Below are 16,397 nucleotides of genomic sequence, written 5' to 3' on the forward strand. Positions count from 1 at the left end.
CTGATTGATGTATCTGATTGGATTATCAGAGAATTATTCCCCGGTAATTTCCTTAGCTAATTTTTTGAGTGCTTCACTTTCAATCTGACGCACACGTTCTCGGGTCAGCCCCAGTGTCTGTCCGATCTCTTTAAGTGTTTTTGGTTCGTCGCCATCCAACCCAAAACGCATGCGTAGTATATTGGCTTCGCGATCGGGAATTTCTTTCAACAGACGAAAAACGTGTTTAAGGTTGTCATTCTCAACCAACTCATCATCGGGACCTTTCAATCGCTCATCGGGAATCATCTCTCCGAGCGACCAGCCAGCGTCTTGTTGTTCTGATTGTGGTGAAGAGTTATAGAGCTGAATCGCTTTCTTAACAATCTTCAACTTTTTCGGAGGCAGATCTAATTCTTTTGCGACTTCCTCCGTAGTGGGAGTTCGATCAAGCGAATCTTGAAGCTGTGCCGTCGCGCGTCGCCATTTCGTGAGTAATTCAACCATGTAAGCGGGAATACGAATTGTCTTCGCAGAATTCACAAGTGCCCGCTTGATTGATTGTTTAATCCAGTAGCTGGCATAGGTACTGAACCGGGTCCCCATGTCGGGGTCAAAACCTTCAACGGCTCGTAATAAACCAAGATTCCCTTCTTCAATCAGATCTTGAAGTGGCAACCCTTTACCGGCATAGGCACGGGCAATATTAACGACTAACCTCAGATTCGCACGCACCATCCGATCGCGGGCTTCTTTATCGCCACTTTCAATACGACGAGAAAGATCTTTTTCTTCTTCTGCAGAGAGCAGAGCGGTTTCGTTAATCTCTTTGAGGTATGTTTCTAACGGATTCTGTACGGCTGAAGAGGAGCGCCGTCGAGCAGTTTTCTGCATGGAAAACCTGTTATCTATTTGTTGTTAGCAAATGGAAAAGCCGAAAGATTTCCGTGGCTTCCCATTAAATTGCAGACGTTCGCGGGAACTCGTTTCCTCTCGATACGATATCTCAATCACAGAATTCAGGCAGGTAGACCTTTCACTCTGTAGAATTCTTATCGGCAAAGAATGACCCGTTCCTGAACTTCGTATGGAAAAGCAGGGCACTGAAAGAGGAATCTGCGGAAACTGTGACGGTTGTAACGAATAGATAGATTTAGAATGCTAAAATACAGCCATTATTATAGTTTCGGAGATTTCTCACTCCCGGGCATTGCATCAAAGGCAGTTGATGTTCGTCTCAAAAGAAAACACGGGAATCCCCTGCAGACATTACCCTGAAAAATGTCTGCCACAATCGAACAGAGGTAAAATAAAAAAGCGGTGGCCACTGACGACCACCGCTTTCGTATTTCTCAAACTGTAAATCGAGATTCGATTTACAGGGGACTATTCCGTCTTTTCTTCAGCCCCGGCTTCTTCAGCAGGGACCTCGTCAGCAGGAGCTTCCGTTGGCATTGAGAACAAAGGAGCATCGCCTCCGGTTCCCCCCATTAACTCCTTGCGAGGTGCAACAGCTGTCGCTTCTCCACCTTCTGCGGAATCTGATTCTTCTTCAATTGGCTCTTCGAGTTTACGACTCAAGCCAATTTTTCGATCATCCGTATCGACACGCAGGATTTTGACATCCAGCGTTTCACCCACTTTGACGATATCCTCCGGATTTTCCACTTTCTGATCCGAGAGTTCTGAAATGTGTAACAGACCTTCCAGTTCTTCTTCTAATTCGACGAAGACACCAAAGTTTGTGATCTTGGTAACCACACCTTGAACAATCGCACCAGGCTGGTACTTTTCGGGAATGTCTGTTTCCCAAGGGTCGGAGGCAAGTTGTTTTAGGCCCAAGGCAATTCGTTTACGCTCTTCATCAACGGAAATGACGAGACACTCGATCTCGTCGCCTTTTTTCATCACTTCGCTGGCATGCGAAATCTTACGCGTCCAGGACATATCACTGACATGCAACAGTCCGTCGACGCCTTCTTCGAGTTCGATGAAAGCACCATAGTTGGTCAGGTTGCGAACCGTTCCTTTGACCTTGGCGCCCTCTGGGTACTTCTTGGTGACTTCGTCCCATGGGTTGGACTGAGTCTGCTTCATTCCAAGCGAAATTTCCTGCTTGTCTTTATTGACTCCCAGAACAACGACTTCGACTTCATCACCAATATTGACCAGCTCACTGGGGTGATTGATGCGTTTCGTCCAGGACATTTCACTAATATGAACCAAGCCTTCAATCCCATCTTCCAGTTTCACGAACGCACCGTATGACATGACGTTGACGACATGTCCGATGACTTTCGTTCCAACGGGATATTTAGACTCAACCAACTCCCAGGGACTCGGTGTTTTTTGCTTCAGTCCCAGAGCAATTTTTTCTTTTTCGCGATCAACACTCAAGATCATGACTTCGACTTCGTCATCAATCTTGACAATTTCAGTGGGATGATTAATTCGTCCCCAACTCATGTCGGTGATGTGTAACAAACCGTCAATACCACCCAAATCAACGAAGGCACCAAAGTCGGCGATATTTTTAACAACACCTTTAACGACTTGGGCCTCTTCAATTTTGCTGAGTAAGTCTTGTTTGAGTTTTTCGCGTTTTTCTTCGATGAGTTTACGACGAGAAACAACGATGTTACGTCTTGCTTCATCAATTTTAAGAATCACACACTCAATGGTACGACCGATGTAGTTGGCAATATCAGAAGGACGACGAATATCAACCTGACTGGCTGGCAGGAAGACGTTCACACCAATATTGATGAGCAAACCACCCTTGATTTTACGAACGACTGTACCGGAAACCACATCGCCTTCAGCATGCGTCGCGATGACTTTTTCCCATTCGCGAATACGATCTGCTTTCCGCTTGGAAAGCATCGTCAATCCGAATTCGTCTTCTACTTCTTCAAGCAGTACTTGTACCTTATCGCCGGCCTTGGGAACTTCTTCTTCCTCAGACCATTCATCGATATGGACAACGCCTTCACTTTTGAATCCGATATCTACGAGAACTTCTTCACCTTCAACACTTAAAATCACACCATCAATGATTTGATTCACGTCGTAAGCACAGGAGACGGAGGCATAAATATCATCCAGAACCCAATCCGCTTCATCGCCTTCTACATCACCCTCACCATCAACATCTGACATGATCCCTGCAAATGCGGCATCAAGGTCGTCATCAGAAACGTTAAACTCTCGAATTAAATTACGATCAACCATACTAAAATAAATCCAAACACGCTTAAAAATTTCGAAGATGAATTCTTACGAGAATATCAAATGAATTTCGTGAGTTAGCGAAACTGGGGTTCGGCGTTCCCGCTCCAACACCATTCAGGCGTCTCTTCAACAACGGCTCAGAGGAGCCATGCTCACAGAATCAGACTTGTGAGAATTCAGCCGAATTTGCGATCTAACAATCCAAAATAATGCAAAGAGAATGAGAGCATCTCTTGCAACATTCCAGTGAATATCAACTTCTCCAAAACCAATTGCCTCACTTCGCGGATAACGCCCAACGCGTTATTCTGTGCACCAAGGAGGTCAGTCCTGCAAATATATCAGAATGATTTGATTTAATTCCAGCCATATACATGGCTTAAAGTCATGAAATCAGGGAATTCTTCGATATTTCATCTATTTTGGCCCTCATCAATGATCTGGCCAGAAAAGGAACGTGCAAGGTGTCAATCGATGATTAAGAAAACTGTGCATGAGGCTCATCGTGGATGATAGACTCGCTTTTTTCACTTAACTTCGTGATTTTTTGCCGTATCTCATCAACCGAATCTGAATTATTTAAAATGGAAATCTGGATTTCTGTTTGATAGCTACTTCCAGGACTGAGATTTTTCAACCGGCCTTGCTCTCGTTCAATCGCTCTGAAGTTAGGAAAATTGATGCCTGGTTCCAATCCGGTTACATAACCGGCCGACTCCGTTTGAGTATTTTTCCAGAGCGTAAAACAGGGTAAATCGCCCTGCTTAAAATTAACCAAAAACCCCAGGCCACCTTTTTTATCACTGAGCAGGGCAGGCGTGTACCCGTTATCATCACAAATTGGCTTAAAATAGTATGCCTGCTCAGCGTAATCGGTAGTTGGTCCTAAATAGGTATTAAAGCCGGCCATTCCTTCTGCGGCACGGGAATCTCGGGGAGCCATCTCAGCAAAAGGGATTTCAAATTGCGCTCCTGCTTCCAGAAATGGTGAACCAACATTAATGTGATACAACAACTCTGATTCTGCTGTGACGGGTCCCAGATTCGTCACCCTGTCATGAATTGCAAATTCAGCCGATCCTAATTGTGTTTCCAATGTCGATTCCAGCAAAAAGTGACTGCCAAATAACATGCCTTCTTCCATCTTGCCTGTAATTCTGATCCAACCACCATCCCTGGGATCAAGTTCCACGCTCACATAATGAGCGGGGGTATTGGCAATACGTCCATGTAAAGTTAAGTCAGATTCAATGGGATTCCCGGCAGTATCCTGTCCAGGAGGACCATTGGAAATCAGACCACACCGACAAACCAACTCATTGAATCCGCTGAGCCAGCCCAGCCCCCCCCGTTCTGAAAGGTTAATAAAAGCGGGATTCACGGGAGCTTTCACAGGAGAGTCCCATCCCAGGGGAATCTCCTGATAGCTGCCTTTCCAGACTCCCATGCCCCGTGTTGGTAACAGTGAAAGTCTCAGCGCTCCGTTATCAATTTCGATAAGATCAACGCCCTCTGACTGTCCACCGTGCAATTGTTTTTTGTAAATCGACCAGTTGGGATCTGCTGAAAATTCGGAGTGACTCTCTGCATTTAGCAGAACTTCTTCGATCCAGGTTTGAGTATTGACATCAGTGAACAGGACTTGCTTTGCTTCCATGATCTTACCTTCGTTCTAGCCTGACCTCTATCCAGGTTGATTAAAGCGTCTCCAGGACTGTTTGGACCTCGTATCATCGCTTTGGAACCGCTATGGTTAAATTGGACGCGATATAGAATATCAGCATATTTGAAATATCCGGTATGACCGAATTAGAGTGAAATATCAATCTGACAGTCTGGATAATGTAAACCGGTTTGTTCCTCTTGGCCATCGATGAAAGCCAAAACGAATCAGAAACTCCTCTTGCAGTTGGGATTTACGACATATAATACAGAAAGTATTACTCAAATCCAAAACCACGTCCTTATAATATAATTTCATCACGGATTTCCACTCAATGACACCAGTTCCTCAACCGGACGAACACGGCTATCCTTACACGACTGAATGGTATGATTCCTTGAAAGCTTCACTGGGAGAAGCCGGTTGTCGTCAACTCGGCTTTTATCCTATTCCTGAAGGCTTTCTGCTATCCGTTGTGATTCCCATCTTTAATGAGAGCAAAACCGTAGAAAATCTGATTGATCAGGTCAGAGCAGTTCCCATTCGCAAAGAATTGGTACTCGTCGACGATGGTAGCACCGATGGAACACGTGAGATTTTGAAACGACTGGAAGAACAGAGCCAGTCTCAAGAAGATTCACAAAATCAGATCCGTGTGATTTTTCATGAAGTGAACCAGGGAAAAGGAGCTGCCGTCCGGACTGGATTTCTGGAAGCACAAGGCGATGTCATGATCATTCAGGATGCCGACCTTGAATACGATCCATCGGAATACCCGCGTCTTTTACAGCCCATCATCGAGGGCAAAGCGGACGTCGTCTATGGCAGCCGCTTTCTGGGGGATCAGCCCCATCGCGTACTGTATTACTGGCATTTCCTGGGAAACAAGTTTCTGACGACGCTCTCGAATTGTTTTACAAATCTCAACCTCACCGATATGGAAACTTGCTACAAGCTTTTCAAAAAAGAAGTCATTAAGGAGATCGCCCCCGGTCTCTGCCAGAATCGATTCGGAATTGAACCTGAAATCACAGCAAAAGTGGCACGGCGCCAGTGTCGCATTTTTGAAATGTCAATCAGTTATGATGGTCGTACATACGATCAGGGGAAAAAAATTGGCTGGCGAGATGGTGTAAAGGCGCTGTGGTGCATTGTGCGATATGGATTGAAAGATTAATTACATATCCGAGTGCCATGCAATAACGTCCCATCTGCGAAGTACTTATTTTGCCGATTGCTTGTCTGATCCTTTCTAAAAACAGGCTTCCAAGCATTGCCTGGAGGGCTAATTTTCACATAGAATCAGCATCATGTTATCAAAACGTAGAAATAAACATATGCATACTTTAAATCTGCGTAGTCGAATTCCCGATGACAGGCAGATTCGAAGTGAACGCCACATCATGCTTAATGCATTAATCAGCAATCAGAATCATTAAGATCTCAGTCAACGAACGGAAACTCATATGGACTCTCCTTCGGAGAACCCACAAAGCGATCCTCCCAAAGGCAAAGCCCCCCAAAAGCAATCAGGCAAAGAAAACCAAGGGACTCCCTCGACGGGCCCCTGGTTAATCATTCTGCTGATTCTGGTGATTGGCAGCCTGATCATGATGAAAACCTCGCCGGGAAATGTCGGCTCGAAGGTGGACTACAGTTTTTTTATTTCAGAACTCAAACGTGGAAATGTCGATTCTGTAGACTTTCATGGCGACATTCTAACCGGCAAATGGAAGATTCGTCCTGATAATCCTGATGAAAAAAAGAAGGGCGAAAAACTGGAAGCGGAATTCAATACTGTTTTGCCTTCACTCCCCGTCGAAGATCGCGATCTCGTTCCGGAATTACTCAAACAGAAAGTCACATTCAAAGCTGAAAGCACCAAAGTCGGGATAGGTACGTATATCCTGCCCTGGTTAATTGGGCCGCTGTTGATTATTGGTTTCTTCTGGTTCATGCTCAGGCGCTCTGCAGATCCAATGGGTTCAGGCATGCTCGGCAATTTTACTAAGAGCCCCGCAAAGCGTTTTCGCCCATCGGAAGAACAGACGACGTTCGACGATGTCGCCGCAATGGAACAGGCGAAAGGAGAGTTAGAGGAAGTCGTCGAATTCCTGAAAACACCCGCCAAATTCCAGCGATTGGGTGCACAGATCCCAAAAGGTGTGTTGCTGATGGGCTCGCCAGGAACTGGTAAGACCTTATTAGCCCGTGCCACTGCCGGTGAAGCAGGAGTTCCCTTTTATTCGATTAACGGTTCTGAATTCATCCAGATGTTTGTAGGCGTTGGTGCAAGCCGCGTGCGGGACTTATTTCGAACCGCCAAGGAAAATGCCCCTTGTATTATTTTCGTTGATGAAATCGACGCTGTCGGACGGATTCGAGGAGCTGGTTTGGGAGGTGGACATGATGAACGAGAACAGACCTTAAATCAAATGCTCAGTGAAATGGATGGGTTCCAGCAAAATGAAGCCGTCATCGTCATCGCAGCTACCAACCGGCCTGATGTCTTGGATCCAGCACTACTGCGTCCGGGACGCTTTGATCGACACATCACCGTAGATCGACCTACCAAGGATGGTCGCGAAGCGATCCTGAAAGTTCATTCACGAAAAATTCCCCTGTCTGACGATGTCGATTTGAAAAAAGTTGCCGCAGGGACAATTGGTTTTTCGGGTGCTGATTTGAAAAACCTTGTCAATGAAGCAGCACTTTCGGCGACGCGTTTGAATAAAGATCAAGTCGACATGGAAGATTTCGACAATGCCCAGGATCGTGTCTTGATGGGGCCACCACGTGAAGAAATTCTTGGTGAAAAAGAGCGGGAAATGACTGCTTATCACGAGGCTGGCCACGCATTACTGGCGTGGCTACTTCCAGAGATTGACCCTGTTCACAAAGTGACTGTCATCCCCCGAGGCAGGGCACTCGGTGTCACTCAATTGCTCCCCGATGAAGAACGATACAACATTGGAGAGAAGCAAATTCACTCTCAGTTGGCGTTCATGCTGGGAGGTCGGGCTGCTGAAAGAATAGTGTTCGGCGAGCATACCGCCGGCGCATCGGATGATATCAAACGGGCAACCCAGATCACTCGAAAAATGGTGGGGCAGTGGGGCATGAGTGACGTCATTGGTCCTGTCGCGTTTCGCCATTCGGATGAAAACCCGTTCCTTGGAAAAGAGATGAAATCTCAAGGGGAATGTAGTGAAGAAACAGCCCATGTGATCGACCAGGAAATGCAGCGATTTTTAAATGCTGCCGATGATCTGGCTGAAAAAATGTTAACGGAAAATCGGGAGAAACTTGATCTGCTAGCAAAAGCACTCGTAGAAAAAGAGGCCATTGACAGTAATGACATCAAGGAATTGATTGGGACTTCGGTTCGTGAGCAAGCTAACATTGACAATGCAAATCAAACAAGCAGCAGCAATGCCGACGAAAATCAATCAGAGTAACCAGCTCGTCCTGAATGCCTCTTTTATGAGATCGACACTTCTCCTGCCACAGCAGGAATGATTAGGAAATGACAGAAGAAAAGAAAAAGAAGAATCTGAAGACTCGTTTTGATCAATTAGGGTTGAATGAAGAAATATTAAAAAATCTCAGCCAGGCAGGGTATGAAACACCGAGCCCGATCCAGGCTGAATTGATTCCGGTTGCGGTCACAGGTCAGGATTGCATCGGACAGGCCAGAACGGGAACCGGTAAAACAGCCGCCTTTTCGTTACCAATGCTGCAACAAATCGATCTGAGACGGCCAGGAGCACAAGCGTTAATTCTGGCTCCCACAAGGGAGTTGAGTGAGCAGGTTGCCACTGAGATCCGCAAGCTCTGCCCCGACAAATCGCTGAACCTTGCAGTACTTGTGGGAGGTAAGCCGCTCCGTCCTCAGGAAAATCAATTAAAAAAGGGCGCCCAAATTGTGGTGGGTACACCGGGACGTGTGATTGACCATATTAACCGTGGCAATCTGAAATTGAATACGCTCAATTTTGTTATTCTCGATGAAGCAGATCGCATGCTGGATATCGGCTTTCGTCCTGATATTGAAAAAATCCTCCGCAAGTGCCCTGAAAAGCGACAAACATTGTTACTTTCCGCGACCTTGCCTCCACCTGTAGAACGTTTGGCAAAACGCTATATGCAAGACCCCGTAATGATCGATCTTTCGGAAGATCGGGTCAGCGTAGAGTCAATCGACCAGTATTACATCACCGTCGATCCAAATCGCAAAGTCAAACTTCTCACTCGGCTTCTGTTTCAAGAACGCCCCAAACAAACGATTGTCTTTACTCGTACCAAACGGGGTGCTGATAAACTAGATCGTATCTTTTCCAAAAAACTCAAAGCGGTTGCCGCCATTCATGGTGATCTCCCACAGTCCAAACGAGATCGCGTCCTCAAGAAGTTCCGCGAAGGGAAAATTCGATTATTAATTGCCACCGATGTGATGGGGCGCGGTATCGATGTCAGTGGCATCTCGCATATCATCAACTACGATATCCCTGAATTTAATGACGATTATGTGCATCGTATCGGGCGCGTTGGACGCTTGTCATCCGATCAAAAGGGTGCCGCGTTTACTTTTGTCGCACCAGACGAAGGCGACCAGTTGACCAATATCGAAAATCGTATCAATCATATGATTTCTGAGTTTCGGGTTGATGATTTTGAAGCTTATAAACCAAAACAACCCCGCAAAACTGTCGAGAAAGTAACACACCTTGGCAACACGGGACACTTAATCAACCCCGACTTCGGCGAATTCTGAGCATCGCACGTTCAAGAAAAGATTGCTTCAGCTATTTTAGAAACTGTTCAATACGTGGTAGCATGATTTCATGCGCGTCTTCGAACACATAATGCCCGGCGTCGGAAATTCGTAACGTTTCCGCATTTGGAAATCGTCGTTCAAATTCGTCCAGGAAGTTGGTGGTAAAACACCAATCCCGCTCCCCCCAGATTAAGAGCATCGGATGATTTTGAAATTGCTGCAAACCTTCTTCCACATGCAACAGTGTCTGATAACTGGGATGCGATGGCTTTAATGGGATGTCCTTGACAAATTGATCGACTGCGATGCGATTCCGCCAGGAATCATAGGGCCCTAAGAAACCGGTTTTGACTTCGTCCGTCATGCGTTCCCGCTTTTCGACCGCCATTGAAACTGCAGCTCCTGAAAACAAATTCAATCCGCGCACTCCACAACTTCCCAGGATTGGTATCCGACAAACGGCAATACGCAAAGGGATTTCCTGAGAGCGAAAGGCGGCCGTATTCATTAACACAAAACGTTGAAACCGTTCGGGCAGATCAACGGCAGCCCCCATGCCAATTGCGCCTCCCCAGTCGTGGGCAAACAAAGTGATGTCCTGGAGATCCAGTTCCTGAATCAGCGTCTTCAAATTATTGATATGTGATTCCAGTTTGTAGGCATAGTCCTGCGGTTTATCAGACAATCCACAACCGATATGATCAACGGCTATCACGCGATAGTGCGCAGAGAGCTGCTTCACCAAACGTCGCCAGGCAAAACTCCAGGTCGGGTTCCCATGCACCATCAACAGCGGTTGACCTTGCCCCTCGTCCAGATAATGGTATTGATGCCCGTCTATCTCCAACCAATGCGAAGCGAAAGGATATTCATTTTTGATCTGATCACGAAAATTCATGCGGAGTTCTTTTGTACGTCTTTGATGCCATCAGGTTCATGAGATTCTAATTTGCATACCTTATCGAGATTCCACATTCCTGGCGAGTGAACGATCCAGGGCTTTTAAAAAGCGTTTGAGATCATCTCGTTGATGGGCACAGGTGATCGAAACTCTCAGTCGTGATGTCCCTTGCGGAACCGTGGGCGGCCTGATCGCCCCCACCAGGAAACCGGATTCTTGTAGATCCGCTGCCATTTTCATCGTCAGCTCAGGATCCTTCAGAATGATCGGAATGATCGGTCCGGATGAAGGAGGGACAGAAATTGACGGACGTTGCTGTAACTCTCTACGTAGAAACGTGGACTGTTCATGGAGTAAACGCCGTCGATCTGGTTCTGACTGAATAATCTCAAGGGCCTTACAGGCTGCTGCACAAATCGAAGGAGGCAGGGCGGTCGAATAAATTTGTGTTCGTACTCGATTCCAAAGCCAGTCGATCAGAGCACAAGGCCCCGCCACAAAACCTCCCATCGTCCCGACGGCTTTACTGAGCGTACCAATCCGAACCGTCACGCGTTCTTCCACCCCCAGTTCCTCAGCCAGGCCTCTGCCAGATCCCCCCCAGACTCCCGTCGCATGAGCTTCATCCAGCATTACTGTGGCGTTGAATTCTTCAGCTAAATCGCAGAGTGAAACTAAAGGTGCCAGACTTCCATCCATGCTGAAAACAGAATCAGTAACAATGATTTTTTTTCCGTCACCAGATGTCTTTTCCAGTTCCCGTTTGAGTTTCTCTAATTGATCATGACGATACACACGCAGCCTGGCACCAGATAACCGACAGCCGTCAATTAAACTCGCATGGTTCAGTCGATCACAAAAAATCGTATCTTCCTGATTGGCAAACGCTGAGATGATTCCCAAATTGGCTGCATAGCCACTGGGAAACAGAATCGCCTCGTCGGTCCTTTCAAATTGAGCCAACCGGTTTTCAAGCTGTGCGTGCCATTCGGTGCGACCACTCACCAGCGCACTGGCACGTGTGCCCACTCCCATTTCGGGTAAGGCGGCTGCAGCGGCAGCGATCACGCGTTCGTCGTGCGAAAGATTAAGATAGTCATTGCTGGAGAAATTAATCAGCTCACGACCTTCCAGCAGACAACGCCCGTCAGCCAGCGGATGAAATGTTCTGCGGGAGCGAAACAGACCAGCAGCACGGATCTCCCGTAACTCATTATCAATCCATTCGGGAACTTCTGGAGAAGACATGCTTACGCAGACCTGACTATCTCATACATAGCGATAAAAAACGCAGCCGATTTCCCTAATTGATTCTGGAAACTTAGAATTCGCACTTTATGTCAGGGAAATCACATGATTACTTAAACGCTCAAATCCGTCTTCTGTGATCAGATAATTGTGCTCAATTCTCATTCCCCCAATCCCTTCGACATAGACACCAGGTTCCAGAGTCACCACATCACCGGCCAAAAGGGTGTCGGTGCTCTCAGGAACCTGAATCGGTGCTTCTGGATGTCCCAGTCCCAGTCCATGACCGGCGTGATGTTGAAAGTTGTCGCGATATCCGGCATCCCAGAGGGGCGCTGCTGTTGCAGCATGCACGTCGGCACATTTTGTGCCTGCTTTGAGTGTTGACTCGCCTGCCTGCATCGCTGCCTGACAAAGCGAGAATAGTTTTTGCTGGTCTGCACTTGGCTCACCGACGCTGATGGTATTCGTGAAGTCACTGCGGTAACCGTGAACCACAACTGAGTAGTCCAGCACAAACAAATCGCCATGCTCTAATACGTGTGGTGATGGTAGTCCCCCCGCTTTGGGAACTGCGGCGTTACAGGCGCGGAAGTCTCCGTAAATGGCTACTGGCATACCCGCTGCCTGGACTACCGCTGCCTGGACTTTACGGAACACGTCAAATTCACTTTTACCTGCTTCCACAATCTCTCGTGCACAAGCATGACCAGCATCACAGGCCTGCATAGCCAATTTCAATAAGGCGATCTCATCGGCGTGTTTCTGCCGCCGTAATTGACGTAAGATGCTTCCTAGCTCAAGTGAGGCATCGGTTTGTGTAATTTCGAGTTCGTGTAACGCGCCTACGGGTAACCATTCGGCTTCAACAGCACCTGCACGACCTTTTAACTGTGGTACGACCGACTTCAACGCCTTAAATAAAGCATGATCACGATTCTCGACTGAGTGTTTATGATCGTACCATTGCTCAATCGCTTCATGATCGACATAGAATTCTGCGGCAGCAGAACGCAGGGTGAAATTATCGCCAATTAATGTGACACCCTTGTCTCGATCCAGCAATAATAGTGCGCGTTCTCCGCGTGAGAAACTAAAAGGTTGTACCAGAAAATTTGACAAGTACAGTACGTGACGAGGATCAGCGATTAAGACCCACTGCAGGTGATCGGGAACCGCTTCCCACAAGCGCTTCTGGCGTGCCAAACAGCCTTCTTTAGACAGCATTTCTTTTATGTCCTTTAACGGAAATCAATGATACGAGAGGCGAACGACGACTTTAATCGAACCCTTTGTCAACAAGCCAGCGTTCTGCATCCAGCGCCGCCATACAGCCACTGCCGGCTGCTGTGATCGCTTGCTTGTAATGATCATCGGCCACATCGCCAGCGGCAAACACACCATCTACGTTTGTATTGGTACGGAAAGGGACCTTCCACTGAATATACCCTTTGTCGTTCGTCTCAATTTGACCTTTCAGAAAGTTGATATTGGGAGTATGACCAATGGCAGCAAAATAACCGGTGGCATCCAGCTCTTCTGTCTGGTTTTCATCCAACGTACTTCTGATCCGTACGCCGGTCACACCTTTTTCATCATCTCCTAACACTTCATCAATGACCGAATTCCATTTCACTTCGATCTTCTCATTGGCTAAGGCACGGTCTGCCATAATTTTGCTGGCACGAAATTCATCGCGACGATGGACGAGATATACCTTGGAAGCAAACTTCGTGAGGAACGTACCTTCTTCCATGGCACTGTCGCCACCACCGACGACAACCAATGGCTGATTCCGAAAACGAGGCATCGCTCCATCACAGACTGCACAAGCAGAAACGCCCATATTCTTGAAACGCTCTTCGGAATCGAGCCCCAGATAATTGGCCCGCGCCCCAGTGGCGATGATCACCGTCAAAGCTTCCACTGTTTCGCCATTCGCGGGAGTTACTTTGAAAGGGTGCGAGGAAAAATCAACATCGACGATATCATCGGTGACCACCTTTGTACCGAAATTGATCGCTTGCTGACGCATCAATTCCATCAGCTCTGGTCCACTGACCCCTTCACCCAAATGGGGTGCCATGTACTTTCGTTTGGATTCGTCTATCGAGTCATCCAGATAGGCGTTTAGATTCCCATTAGGGAACCCCGGGTAATTTTCAACTTCCGTCGTTAGAGCCAACTGACCTAAAGGCAGTGTTCCTTGTAAACGATTTTCTTCTGTCACAGCCCCTTCAAAACAGAGGGGTTCCAGATTGGCTCTGGATGTGTAAATACAAGCGGCCCAACCAGCGGGCCCAGATCCGATTACAACGACTTTTTCCGGCACGTTCACTCACCTCCTGATATCGAGATTCTCTGACTGAAATGATTTGAAACAAATTTTCAGTAACGGGAGAATTGCCAGTAGCATGGATTATAGAAACACGAGCAACAAACACATTGGTGTGCTCGACAATCCTACTGAAGTAGCGTGAGGAATTCCAGAAGGTGGGATGACTCGTTTCTGAGCAGAACTGGAAATTAGGGAAATAAAAAAGGTGCTTCGAATCATGTGAATGACTGAAGCACCTTTTCTGTGCTGAATGGAGCAAGTGCGGGCCAACGCTTGCCACCATCGCTGTTAATACATAAAAGCATAAGCCGTACCAATTAAAAATAATTGTGCAAAAAATACTGTAAGCCATTCATTATTCAACACTTAGTATATCATTAAGAGTATGTGAAGAAGATCATCGCTTAAGAACATGTATTACTATGCAACATATGTTGCATTATCATACGATGCAAAATACTACACATTCTCCCCTCCACATGATTTTAAAGAAAAGCAGACACCAGTCTTGCGAATTCAGACTTAGTTTTCATATGGTGGAACCCTTAACGATGCAGAGATGTCTACAATAGTAATCTATTATTGATCTGGTCTGGCTAGATGCCCAAACCTGCTGAGAGTTTTAAGGAGAGTTCCGTGTCGAATGCTTCCCCAGCACGACCCAAAAAGTTTACCGTTCCCCAGTTTCTAGCAACCAAGGAAAAAAAGCAGAAGATTTCCATGCTGACTGCCTATGATTTTCTGTCAGCTAAAATTCTGGATGAAGCCGGATTAGACTGCCTTTTGGTAGGCGACACTTTGGGAATGGTCGTCCAGGGAAAAAGCACAACACTACCCGTGACAGTCGATGAAATGATCTATCACGGTGAAATCGTTTCGCGTGCTGTTCAAAGGGCGCTGATCATTGTGGACATGCCTTTTATGTCATTTCATGTTTCACCTTCACAGGCGTTGGAAAATGCAGGGCGAATTTTGAAAGAGACAGGTGCCGACGCCGTGAAGCTGGAAGGGGGCGTCAATCAGGTCAAAACAATCGAAACCATCGTTTCTGCGGATATCCCTGTCATGGCTCATCTGGGTCTGAAACCACAGTCAGTTCGTGCCCTGGGTGGGATGGGAAAAATTCAACGCGATGAAGACGACCTGATCGCTGACGCTCTGGCAGTCGAAAGAGCAGGGGCCTTTGGGATTATTCTTGAAATGATTACCGCCCCCATCGCCAAAAAGATTACAGATACCGTCACGATTCCCACGATTGGCATTGGTTCCGGGCCAGGCTGTGACGGACAAGTATTGGTGACGCCTGATATGTTAGGTATGAATGCTGATTTTCATCCACGATTTTTGAAAAAATACGCTGATCTCACAACGGTCATGACGAATGCTGCTCAAGCCTACGCAAAGGAAGTACGCGAAGGTCAATTTCCCGATGAGTCACACAGCCATACCTGAGCAAGCCTTAAGAAATGCTCTACTGTGATGAACCAGAGCGCAAGTCAGTCAGAAGACTGAAGCGTACGAACCCGTTTCCCGAAACAGTTTTCGATTCCAAGCACAAACATCACCCATAAAGCTGAAAATGCCTCACCCAGGTTAATCTTCGAGCTTCCGAACCGACGTTCTTCGAACGTGAAGGGGACTTCCTCAAAAGTACAACCGACACGACGGCAGCGATAAAGGATCTCTTCCTGAAACGCATAGCCCTTGGCCCTCAAGAGAGAAAAATCGATCTCGGCCAGTTTTGAGACCCGATAACAACGAAAACTCCCACTGCAGTCCCGAGATTTCAAACGGAGTAACAAACGGGCGTACCAATTGATGGCACCACTCATGAAATAGCGTTTCGGCCCCCAGCCTTCAATTTCCCCACCGGGGACATATCGAGAGCCAATTGCGACATCCGCATTTTTGGTCGCTTCTACCAGAGCGGGCATGTAACGGGGAGGATGACTAAAGTCAGCATCCAGATTCAAAACGAGATCGTATTGATTTTCGATCGCATATTGAAAACCAGCGACGGTCGCCGTGCCTAAGCCTAGCTTTCCACTGCGGTGGATTGAATGAATGCGTTGATCGCTTTTTTTCAGTTCTTTAGCAAACTCTCCCGTCCCATCGGGGGAATTGTCGTCAATCACTAAGATTGCAGCATAAGGCAGATGTTCGTGAATCTCCGGAATGAGTAATTCCAGATTTTCTCGTTCATTATACGTACAGAGTGTCACTAATAATCTGGGAGAATCAGAGTCTGTCATTAGTTATT

Annotated in this window: 12 protein-coding genes; 4 read left to right on the top strand and 8 right to left on the bottom strand. The window is 46.9% G+C overall.

Translation table 11 applies throughout. The features are described 5' to 3' along the window. Positions 1-33: 33 nt before the first annotated feature. The 3 genes from V202x_RS12490 to V202x_RS12500 form a co-directional block, all read right to left on the bottom strand. Complete coding sequence (locus V202x_RS12490) at positions 34-873, bottom strand: RNA polymerase sigma factor RpoD/SigA (protein WP_145175075.1); 840 nt, start codon at positions 871-873, stop codon at positions 34-36. A 492-nt stretch (positions 874-1,365) separates the two neighbouring features. Next, on the bottom strand, positions 1,366-3,210 hold the full coding sequence (gene rpsA / locus V202x_RS12495) for a 30S ribosomal protein S1 (protein WP_145175078.1): 1,845 nt from the start codon (positions 3,208-3,210) through the stop codon (positions 1,366-1,368). A 478-nt stretch (positions 3,211-3,688) separates the two neighbouring features. Beyond that, on the bottom strand, positions 3,689-4,867 hold the full coding sequence (locus V202x_RS12500) for an aldose 1-epimerase family protein (protein WP_145175081.1): 1,179 nt from the start codon (positions 4,865-4,867) through the stop codon (positions 3,689-3,691). 340 nt (positions 4,868-5,207) lie between these two features. Here V202x_RS12500 and V202x_RS12505 point away from each other — a divergent pair, with 340 nt between their 5' ends. From V202x_RS12505 to V202x_RS12515, 3 genes are all read left to right on the top strand, one after another. Further along, a complete protein-coding gene (locus V202x_RS12505) occupies positions 5,208-6,050 on the top strand; it encodes a glycosyltransferase family 2 protein (protein WP_145175084.1) in 843 nt (280 codons plus the stop codon). Positions 6,051-6,339: 289 nt separating this feature from the next. Beyond that, on the top strand, positions 6,340-8,331 hold the full coding sequence (ftsH, locus tag V202x_RS12510; RefSeq protein ID WP_145175087.1) for an ATP-dependent zinc metalloprotease FtsH: 1,992 nt from the start codon (positions 6,340-6,342) through the stop codon (positions 8,329-8,331). Positions 8,332-8,399: 68 nt separating this feature from the next. Further along, on the top strand, positions 8,400-9,647 hold the full coding sequence (locus V202x_RS12515) for a DEAD/DEAH box helicase (RefSeq protein ID WP_145175090.1): 1,248 nt from the start codon (positions 8,400-8,402) through the stop codon (positions 9,645-9,647). Positions 9,648-9,678: 31 nt separating this feature from the next. Here the strand turns inward: V202x_RS12515 and V202x_RS12520 are convergent, their stop codons facing one another. The 4 genes from V202x_RS12520 to V202x_RS12535 all read right to left on the bottom strand — a co-directional run bounded on the left by V202x_RS12520 (position 9,679) and on the right by V202x_RS12535 (position 14,131). Beyond that, positions 9,679-10,548, bottom strand: a complete 870-nt coding sequence (locus V202x_RS12520) for an alpha/beta fold hydrolase (RefSeq protein WP_145175095.1) — start codon at positions 10,546-10,548, stop codon at positions 9,679-9,681. Between the two features lie 60 nt (positions 10,549-10,608). Continuing rightward, positions 10,609-11,799, bottom strand: a complete 1,191-nt coding sequence (gene bioF, locus V202x_RS12525; RefSeq protein WP_145175098.1) for an 8-amino-7-oxononanoate synthase — start codon at positions 11,797-11,799, stop codon at positions 10,609-10,611. A gap of 87 nt (positions 11,800-11,886) precedes the next feature. Continuing rightward, positions 11,887-13,026 (bottom strand): M24 family metallopeptidase, encoded by a 1,140-nt coding sequence (locus V202x_RS12530; RefSeq protein ID WP_145175101.1) that lies wholly within the window; start codon positions 13,024-13,026, stop codon positions 11,887-11,889. Positions 13,027-13,078: 52 nt separating this feature from the next. Beyond that, a complete protein-coding gene (locus tag V202x_RS12535) occupies positions 13,079-14,131 on the bottom strand; it encodes a thioredoxin-disulfide reductase (protein ID WP_145175104.1) in 1,053 nt (350 codons plus the stop codon). A 642-nt stretch (positions 14,132-14,773) separates the two neighbouring features. Here V202x_RS12535 and panB point away from each other — a divergent pair. After that, the gene (gene panB / locus V202x_RS12540) at positions 14,774-15,589 is read left to right on the top strand and encodes a 3-methyl-2-oxobutanoate hydroxymethyltransferase (RefSeq protein ID WP_144986290.1); all 816 of its coding nucleotides are present in this window, start codon (positions 14,774-14,776) and stop codon (positions 15,587-15,589) included. A 44-nt stretch (positions 15,590-15,633) separates the two neighbouring features. Here panB and V202x_RS12545 read toward each other — a convergent pair whose 3' ends face one another. Then, a complete protein-coding gene (locus V202x_RS12545; protein ID WP_144986292.1) occupies positions 15,634-16,389 on the bottom strand; it encodes a polyprenol monophosphomannose synthase in 756 nt (251 codons plus the stop codon). Between the last annotated feature and the right edge of the window lie 8 nt (positions 16,390-16,397).

Origin of the sequence: Gimesia aquarii (assembly GCF_007748175.1) — a bacterium.
GTDB classification, from domain to species: Bacteria; Planctomycetota; Planctomycetia; order Planctomycetales; family Planctomycetaceae; genus Gimesia; species Gimesia aquarii_A.

Excerpts from the sequence above, each read along its gene's own strand:
- V202x_RS12490 (WP_145175075.1), bottom strand. The coding sequence starts at position 873 with ATGCAGAAAACTGCTCGACGGCGCTCCTCTTCAGCCGTACAGAATCCG.
- rpsA (WP_145175078.1), bottom strand. The coding sequence starts at position 3,210 with ATGGTTGATCGTAATTTAATTCGAGAGTTTAACGTTTCTGATGACGAC.
- V202x_RS12500 (WP_145175081.1), bottom strand. The coding sequence starts at position 4,867 with ATGGAAGCAAAGCAAGTCCTGTTCACTGATGTCAATACTCAAACCTGG.
- V202x_RS12505 (WP_145175084.1), top strand. The coding sequence starts at position 5,208 with ATGACACCAGTTCCTCAACCGGACGAACACGGCTATCCTTACACGACT.
- ftsH (WP_145175087.1), top strand. The coding sequence starts at position 6,340 with ATGGACTCTCCTTCGGAGAACCCACAAAGCGATCCTCCCAAAGGCAAA.
- V202x_RS12515 (WP_145175090.1), top strand. The coding sequence starts at position 8,400 with ATGACAGAAGAAAAGAAAAAGAAGAATCTGAAGACTCGTTTTGATCAA.
- V202x_RS12520 (WP_145175095.1), bottom strand. The coding sequence starts at position 10,548 with ATGAATTTTCGTGATCAGATCAAAAATGAATATCCTTTCGCTTCGCAT.
- bioF (WP_145175098.1), bottom strand. The coding sequence starts at position 11,799 with ATGTCTTCTCCAGAAGTTCCCGAATGGATTGATAATGAGTTACGGGAG.
- V202x_RS12530 (WP_145175101.1), bottom strand. The coding sequence starts at position 13,026 with ATGCTGTCTAAAGAAGGCTGTTTGGCACGCCAGAAGCGCTTGTGGGAA.
- V202x_RS12545 (WP_144986292.1), bottom strand. The coding sequence starts at position 16,389 with ATGACAGACTCTGATTCTCCCAGATTATTAGTGACACTCTGTACGTAT.